The 6,577-nt window shown below is 66.8% G+C and carries 7 protein-coding genes; 3 read left to right on the top strand and 4 right to left on the bottom strand.

Annotated elements, in window-relative coordinates; genetic code table 11:
- A partial coding sequence (locus ITP53_RS04765; protein ID WP_207755531.1) for a hypothetical protein occupies positions 1-1,264 on the top strand: 1,264 nt, incomplete at its 5' end.
- A 176-nt stretch (positions 1,265-1,440) separates the two neighbouring features.
- Here the strand turns inward: ITP53_RS04765 and ITP53_RS04760 are convergent.
- The 3 genes from ITP53_RS04760 to ITP53_RS04750 form a co-directional block, all read right to left on the bottom strand.
- Positions 1,441-1,614 (bottom strand): ATP-binding protein, encoded by a 174-nt coding sequence (locus tag ITP53_RS04760; RefSeq protein WP_195894038.1) that lies wholly within the window; start codon positions 1,612-1,614, stop codon positions 1,441-1,443.
- Between the two features lie 172 nt (positions 1,615-1,786).
- On the bottom strand, positions 1,787-2,608 hold the full coding sequence (locus tag ITP53_RS04755; protein ID WP_328813972.1) for an RpnC/YadD family protein: 822 nt from the start codon (positions 2,606-2,608) through the stop codon (positions 1,787-1,789).
- A 732-nt stretch (positions 2,609-3,340) separates the two neighbouring features.
- Entirely contained in the window at positions 3,341-3,778 is a 438-nt protein-coding gene (locus tag ITP53_RS04750) for an ATP-binding protein (RefSeq protein WP_195894037.1), read from the bottom strand.
- A 354-nt stretch (positions 3,779-4,132) separates the two neighbouring features.
- On the opposite strand from ITP53_RS04750, the gene ITP53_RS04745 reads away from it, so the two are divergent.
- Both ITP53_RS04745 and ITP53_RS04740 read left to right on the top strand, forming a co-directional pair.
- Positions 4,133-4,975 (top strand): helix-turn-helix domain-containing protein, encoded by an 843-nt coding sequence (locus tag ITP53_RS04745; RefSeq protein WP_195894036.1) that lies wholly within the window; start codon positions 4,133-4,135, stop codon positions 4,973-4,975.
- A 9-nt stretch (positions 4,976-4,984) separates the two neighbouring features.
- Positions 4,985-5,176, top strand: coding sequence for a DUF397 domain-containing protein (locus ITP53_RS04740; RefSeq protein ID WP_195894035.1), 192 nt, complete (start codon positions 4,985-4,987; stop codon positions 5,174-5,176).
- A 253-nt stretch (positions 5,177-5,429) separates the two neighbouring features.
- On the opposite strand, the gene ITP53_RS04735 is transcribed toward ITP53_RS04740, so the two are convergent.
- Entirely contained in the window at positions 5,430-6,353 is a 924-nt protein-coding gene (locus ITP53_RS04735; protein WP_195894034.1) for a sulfite exporter TauE/SafE family protein, read from the bottom strand.
- Between the last annotated feature and the right edge of the window lie 224 nt (positions 6,354-6,577).

Raw genomic sequence — 6,577 nt, 5'->3', positions numbered from 1 at the left:
AGGCGGGGCCGGTCGGAGTACGCCGGTGAGTGCTCCCGTCGGTAGCCTGGACGAGCGGCCGCGGCTGCGGTCGCTGACGCTGACGGAGGACGGCGGGCAGGTCGTGGTGGGCGACCCGGAGACCGGCCGGTTCGTCGCGATGCCGCCGGTCGGCGGTGTCGTCATCCGGGCCTTCCTGCGGGGGGCGACGGTGGCCGAGGCCGCCGTCGCCGCGGAGCGGTTCGCCGGTGAGCCGGTGGACGTGCCGGCCTTCGTCACCACCCTCGGCAGGCTCGGCTTCCTCGACGACCCGGCCAGGCCGGCCGAGGTCCGGCAGTCGAGCGCGCTGCAACTGTCCGGCTGGTTGCGCGGCCCGTCCCGGGCGCTCGTCCGCCCGCTGTTCGGTCGCGTGGCCTGGCTCGGGTACGCCGCCGCGTTCGTGCTGGCCGTCGCCCTCCTGGTCGCCCTCCCCGAAATCCGCCCGAGCGCCGCGGACGCGTTCGCGCTCGGCGAGGCGGGCTGGGGGTTGCTGCTCTTCCTGGTGCTGACCCGCGTGATGACGGCACTGCACGAGTGCTGGCACTGGCTGGCCGCGGTGGCCGCCGGAGTGCCGGCCCGGTTCGGCGTGGACTGGCGGCTGTACTTCGTGGTGTTCGAGACCGACCTGTCCCAGCTGTGGCGGCTGCCCCGGCGGCAACGGTACGGCCCGCTGCTCGCCGGCATCGCCCTCGACTCGCTCATCCTCGCGGCCCTGCTCGGGATCAGGCTGGCGGTCCTGTCCGGCGCACTGACCCTGCCCGGGACGGCACTGGCGCTGGTGGAGATGCTCATCCTCGCCAAGAGCGTGACCATGCTCTGGCAGTTCATGCTGTTCCTGCGTACGGACCTGTACGCGGTGCTGGCCATGGTCACCGGCTGCCGGAACCTGTGGCGGGTCAAGACCCTGCTGCTGCGGCGGGCGTTCGGCCGCCTGACCGCGGATCAGGCCAAGGAACTCGCCGCCGCCAACCCGCGCGACGTCCAGGTTGGCCGCTGGTTCCGCTGGGTGTGGCTGGCCGGGCTGGGGGTGGCCGCCTTCTGGCTGTGGTGGTTCTACCTGCCGTTCATGACCAGGACCGTGACCGGCGCCCTCGACCAGGCCGCGGCCGGCCCACTGACCGCGTCTTTCTGGCCCGCCGTACTCTGCCTGGCCATCGTCCTGTGGGCCCAACTCGCCCTCCTCACCCGAACCCTCCTGGCCGCCTCCACCAAACTCCGCCACCGCCTTCACAAGCGTGAGCGGTGACCCTGCACAGAGAGGGTCCGGCGTCTGGCGACTCACCGTAAACGGCGCGGAGCCGTACATGGCTCCTGCGGCTCGAAAGAAGCGACACAGGACCCGCGATACGTGAGGCATGGTCCCGCCCGGGGCGAAACTCAGATTTGCGGTTCCATGTGGTGAAGGCCGTTAGTGGCAAGAGGTCAATGGCGCCCGGTCAGCTGGAACCAGACCGATCCGCCGGTCTCGTCGTCCTGGAATCCCCATTCTTCAGCGAGCAGGTCCACCAGCCACAGGCCCCGGCCGCCGTCATCGTCGAGGGCCGGGGCACGTACGGCGGGTGCCGTGGTGGAGGAGCCGGCGTCGATTACCTCCACATGTAGGTCATGTCATCGGCCAGGGCGGACAGGTGGTCGGTCGGGGGACTCAGGGAGACGTCGGGCTGTTTGCCCGTCCGCTGTTGGGCGGGGTGCCCACCGGTTGGCTGGTGGTGCCGTTCAGCGTGTCGAGGATGCGTTGCCGACATGGTGGTGTCGGAGGTGTTTCTGGTCAGCCCGGTTCGTGGAACAGGTCTTGGAGGGTCTGGGCGGTGGCTGCGCGGGTGAGCCAGGTTTCGAGTTGGGCAAGGTCGGTGCAGGTGGTGATCTGGGCGCGGGTGTCGTCGGGGATGTCGAAGCCGCGGGCGGCCAGGACGAGCAGCAGCGATCTGGCAGCCCCTTCTGCCTTGCCTTCGACCTTGCCTTCTGTTTTGCCGCGGGTGAAGTGTTCGCGGGCGAAGGGGCTGTAGACCGGCCAGCTGGTGGACGCGGACTTCATGATCTCCTCCATGAGACGGCGGATCTCGGGCACGGACATGCTGTATGCGTATTCATAGTAATCCGGAGCGTGTTCGTCGGTCACGTCGGTCAGCGCGGTGATGAACGCCTCGATGACTTTCCGGTTGCGGCCGTGGACCATGACCGACATGGTCGCGAGGTCTGGGTGGGCGGCGGCTTCGTGGGGGTCGGTGATGGCTGGGATGCCGTCCGGTCCCAGCACCCAGGGCCGCAAGCGGTAGCCGGTCAGCCCGGACTCGATCGGCTGTGCGTAGTGGGCGGCGACATTGCGGTCGGGGCAGATGACCAGGACTGAGACGTCGCAGCCCAGCATCAGCCACAGGGCGGCGGCGTAGCGGGCGAGTTGCCGGGGGTTCTTGGACTTGTCCTGCTGGATCTCCACGATGATGGCGTGGGCGGGAGATTGCGGGGGTCCTAGGGTGATGACGAGATCGGGCTCGATGTCGTCGGAGGGACGGGTGTTGAAGGTGGCTTTCTCCAGCCGCAGTGAAGTGTCGGGCAGGTTTACTCCCATGAAGTCGCGCAGGATCTCCACCGCTAGTTGAGGGCGGTCGGCGAACAGCTTGATGAGGACGTCATGTCGGGGGGACGGCATGACGCACATTGTTACATCGCCAGCACGGACAGTGATGTAAATTCATCGGCTTCCCAGTATGGGATCGGATTTCCGGATGGCGTCGCTCTCGGCGAAAAGGTCATCCATGCTGTCGAAGCATCGGCTGCGGCCGTCTCGAAACTCCGCGTCGACTCGGCTTCGGCTGCCTGCCATGCAGGCGCCCAGTACAGTCACCGCCTGAGCCGCTGGACGCGGTGATCCATCCTGCTGGGTCGGCGATCTCTCTTGTGGTGCCCGCGCTACCACGTGCGTCCTTCAAGGAGGCTTTCCCATAGCTGTTTCGCTTCGGCGACCCGGACCCACGGGCTCTCGCTGACGCGATCGCCCCCGGGCCGACTTCACCGTCCGGCGAATGTGAGCGAGGCCTCCGGCCGTGCAGAGTTCGTAGACGGTTGGCGCGCACTCGCATGTGTGGCTGCGGACCCTGATCGAGGTACATCTGGATATCGGGGCGGACCAGTTGATCGCGCCGTGCCCCTCCTGTGCGGGTTCCACATGCGGGCCGTGGAACTCCTCCATCTTCATGCCGAACTCCAAGGCAGATCGTTCGATCGGCTCCAGCGCCGATCCATTGGCGGGCGTGTCAACGCATGCTCCGGCGCTCACGTACGAATTCGCCCCAGAGGACCCAGGGCTGGACGTGGGGCTGGTTTATGTCGTGCAGGGCGACGCGGACATCTGACAGACGAACCAGACGGTCTTGCCGTCCGGCGAGGGATCGACGCCCCATCGCTCGGAGTACGCCGCGACGATCGTCAGCCCGCGACCGTGCTCCTCTTCCAGATCGGCCGGCAACGGGGTCGGCCACGCCATGCTGCGATCGGCGACCTCGCCTCGAACGCTCTCCCCTTGGCGATGCAGTGAAAGGGTCATCGATGACTTCGCGTGCACGACCGCGTTAGTCACGACCTCGGAGACGACCATGGTCATGTCCTCGGCCAGGGCGGACAGGCCCCACGCGGCGAGGGCCTCGCGTACGAGCCGGCGTGCTGTACCCACCGACTCGGGGACGGCGGGCAGATCCCAGCACGCTTCCCCTGAGTCGTCGTCTCGTGTGGGGCACGGGGTGGCGGGGTTAAGGTTCCTCATAGGTCAGGGAGCTCCGAGTTCCTGATCCAGTCCTCGGGCGGGTGGTTGCGTCACCACGCCCGAGGACGCCCGGGGGTTGTCTCCGCTCGTCGTCATGGGGACGAGCGCTTGCCTTCGTCCCAAAGGCGTGCTCAAGCGTCCGGCGTGAATCGCCGCGTCACCTTGAACCCGTGGACGACGCACCCACACGCGCAGGTTGCCGCCGTGCTGTCTCTGAGCAGCGCCTGGCCATCCACAAGCGACCTCCATCACGAAGGGTCATGAGTAATATGCTCATAGCGACTGGCTGCGTAGAAACTTTCAAGGCGAAAGTTTCTACATGCGGAATTGTCCTTTTCTCGCCAAGGAGGAACTATGGCAAGCCCGACAATCCGTCGACGCCGTCTCTCCGCCGAACTCATCCGCCTGCGCGAGCAAGCCGGACTCAGCGTCGAAGAGGCGGGACGCCGACTGGAGTGGTCACGTGGTCGCCTCAACAAGATGGAGGCCAACAAGTGGACCAGGCCAGATCTGGGAAACATCCGGGCGCTGCTGGACCTGTACTCCGTGACGGATCAAGCGCAGCGTGAGGCTGTTCTGACGCTGGCTCGTCAATCGCGGGAGAAGGGATGGTGGGCCCACTACCAGGACATCTGGCGCGGTTCCCTGGCAGGGTTCGAAGCGGAAGCCTCCTTGATCAACACATACGAGGATCTCCGCGTGCCGGGACTGTTCCAGACCGAGGACTACGCCACGGCGATGCTCAAAGGCGGCCAGATCCTGGACGGCGACCAGATTCGCCGCCGCGTAGAAGCGCGACTGACAAGGCAGGGCATCTTGCAGGGCGAGACGCCACCCACCCTGTGGGCGGTCGTCGACGAAGCCGCGCTGACCAAACCTGTGGGTGGCCCATCGGTGATGCGAAATCAACTGCGGCACATCGTGGACATGAGCGCCAGGCCGAATATCTACGTGCAGGTCCTTCCGGACTCGGCCGGCGCCCACGCCGCGATGGACGGCCCATTCACGATCTTGAATTTCCCAGACCAAAGTGATCCGAGCGTCGTCTATATCGAGACGGCAACGAGTGACCTCTATCTGGAAACTCCAGAAGAGCTCACACGTTATAGGCTGATCTTCGACCTCATACGGTCATCGGCGCTCAGTCCAGACTCATCTGTTGAATACCTGGCCAACTTGGTCGATCGACTAAGCTAGGAGACGATCATGGATCTTTCCCTTGCCTGGCGAAAGAGCTCCTATTCCGGGTCCGGCGACAACTGCGTCGAAGTCGCGGCGCTCCCGGATGGCAGTCAAGCCGTACGGGACTCCAAGGAGCCCGATGGGCCCGTTTTGACGTTCACCCCGGGTGAGTGGGACGCGTTCGTCAAGGGTGTCAAGGATGGCGAGTTCGACTGACTGGAACTGTGGGGTACGCGCCGGTAGTTGCGTGGTGATCGGGGTCAAGACACCCCCAGGGGACGGAGCCGTCGGCGTCGCCATGGCCAGGACGAGGGCGGGCAGGACTCGTTTCAAGAGGTTCCCGGGTTCGGAGGCGATGATCCGAGATCCAGTTGAGCCCGGGGCGGCCCTCTGGCAAGGCCTGGCCGGCGCGCCGAAGTGAATCGGCGGCACGAGGGCGTGCCGCCGAGATGAGTGCGTCGCTTGGGGGTCAGCCCGGGTGGTTGGCAGGGGCGGGAGTGGGTGCGGCGGATTCGGAGGGTGCGGCGCGCGTCTTGCCGCGCCTCATGGACAGCCAGCAGGCCGCGCCCGCCGTCACCGTGCCGCACAGGATCCAGGCCGTGGCCAGGTTGCCCACCTCCAGCAGTTTCAGCGCCGAGGCGAGCAGCACCACCGCGAGGATGGCGCGGATGACTCCGCTCGGCGCCCTGGAGGAGACGCGGGCGCCGAGGTAGACGCCGGGGATCGAGCCGAGGATGAGCGAGGTGGTGAGGTGGAGCTGGAAGTCCCCGTACAGCAGGTGGCCGAGGGCGGCGGCGGTGACCAGCGGTACGGCCTGCACCAGGTCGGTGCCCACGAGCTGGTTGGCCTTGAGCGTGGGGTAGAGGACGAGGAGCGCGACGATGATCAGTGACCCGGCGCCGACCGAGGACATCCCGACCGTGGCGCCCCCGAGCATGCCCACCAGCAGGGTGGGAACCGGGCGCAGGGTGATGCCGGCGATGTCGGCGTCCGGCTGTGAGTGGCCCCTCGTGGCGAGCCACGCCTTGGCGACGAGTCCGCCCACGGCCAGCAGCAGGGCGATCCCCAGCGCGTACTTCACCGCCTGCTGGGCGGCGGCGTCCTCGCCGAAGGCGCGGGCGAGGAACACCCCGCAGAACGCGGCCGGCACCGACCCGGCGCACAGCCACGCCACCAGCCGCAGGTTGACCGTGCCGTGGCGCAAGTGTACGTAGCCGCCGACCGGCTTCATGACCGCCGAGGCGACCAGGTCGCTGGAGACGGCGGCCAGCGGCGGCACGTTGAAGAAGAGCATCATCATCGGCGTCATCAGGGCGCCGCCGCCCATACCGGTCAGGCCGACGATCACGGCGACGAGGAAGGAACCGACGAGGAGGGGGAAATCGATGATCACGCGAACCGCCCCGAGTGGGCGAGCGGGCTGCTTTCTGGCATCAGCTGATCCTTACTTTGAGTAAACGATTGTCACTCTAAGTAGCCGAATGAAAGCGTGGTGGTTCAAGTGGCGGAAGGGGCAGAAGGTTGTGCGCGGGTGGGAGCGCCTTGCCGTTCGCTGCGATTCCCGCGCGATCCGGCCGGACCCCTGGACAGCCGACTCCAGACAGTTATCGTCTGATT

It is taken from the genome of Nonomuraea cypriaca, assembly GCF_015645445.1.
GTDB lineage: Bacteria > Actinomycetota > Actinomycetes > Streptosporangiales > Streptosporangiaceae > Nonomuraea > Nonomuraea cypriaca.
This window is presented reverse-complemented; position numbering and strand designations above follow the sequence as displayed.